Annotated in this window: 1 protein-coding gene; it reads right to left on the reverse strand. The window is 69.6% G+C overall.

Translation table 11 applies throughout. The features are described from left to right. On the reverse strand, nucleotides 1–910 hold a 910-nt coding region (cysD, locus tag HOY81_RS27020), incomplete at its 5' end, for a sulfate adenylyltransferase subunit CysD (protein ID WP_237323341.1).

A 910-nucleotide genomic window follows, 5' to 3' on the forward strand; every position in this document is an offset into this window, starting at 1 on the left:
TCAGAAGTACCCTTCGCGCTTGCGGTCTTCCATGGCGGCTTCGGAGAGTTTGTCGTCCGCGCGGGTGGCGCCGCGTTCGGTGAGGCGGGACGCGGCGATCTCGGCGATGATCTTGTCGTTGGTGTCGGCGTCGGAGTCGACGGCGCCGGTGCAGGACATGTCGCCGACGGTGCGGTAGCGCACCCTGCGGGTGGTGAGGGTGGCGGCTTCGGCGTCGGTGGGGCCGCCCCACTCGCCGGGGGCGAGCCACATGCCGTTGCGGGAGAAGACCTCCCGTTCGTGGGCGTAGTAGATGGCGGGCAGTTCGATCTGCTCGGCGGCGATGTACTGCCACACGTCGAGTTCGGTCCAGTTGGACAGCGGGAAGACGCGGACGTGTTCGCCGGGGGAGTGGCGGCCGTTGTAGAGCTGCCACAGTTCGGGGCGCTGGCGGCGGGGGTCCCAGCCGCCGAACTCGTCGCGGAGGGAGAAGACGCGTTCCTTGGCGCGGGCCTTCTCCTCGTCGCGGCGTCCGCCGCCGAAGACGGCGTCGAAGCGGTGGTGTTCGATGGCGTGCAGGAGGGGGACGGTCTGCAGGGGGTTGCGGGTGCCGTCGGGGCGTTCGCGCAGGGTGCCGTCGTCGAGGAAGTCCTGGACTTTTGCGACGTGCAGCCGGAGGTGGTGCTGTTCGGCGGTGCGGTCGCGGTGGTCGAGGACCTCGGGGAAGTTGTGGCCGGTGTCGACGTGGAGGAGGGCGAAGGGGACGGGTGCGGGGGCGAAGGCCTTGAGCGCCAGGTGGAGCATGACGATGGAGTCCTTGCCGCCCGAGAAGAGGATGACCGGGCGTTCGAACTCCCCGGCCACCTCCCGGAAGATGTGCACCGCCTCCGACTCCAGCGCCTCCAGATGCGTCAGCGCGAACGGATCGTCG

Source organism: Streptomyces sp. JJ36 (assembly GCF_021696945.1).
Taxonomy (GTDB): domain Bacteria; phylum Actinomycetota; class Actinomycetes; order Streptomycetales; family Streptomycetaceae; genus Streptomyces.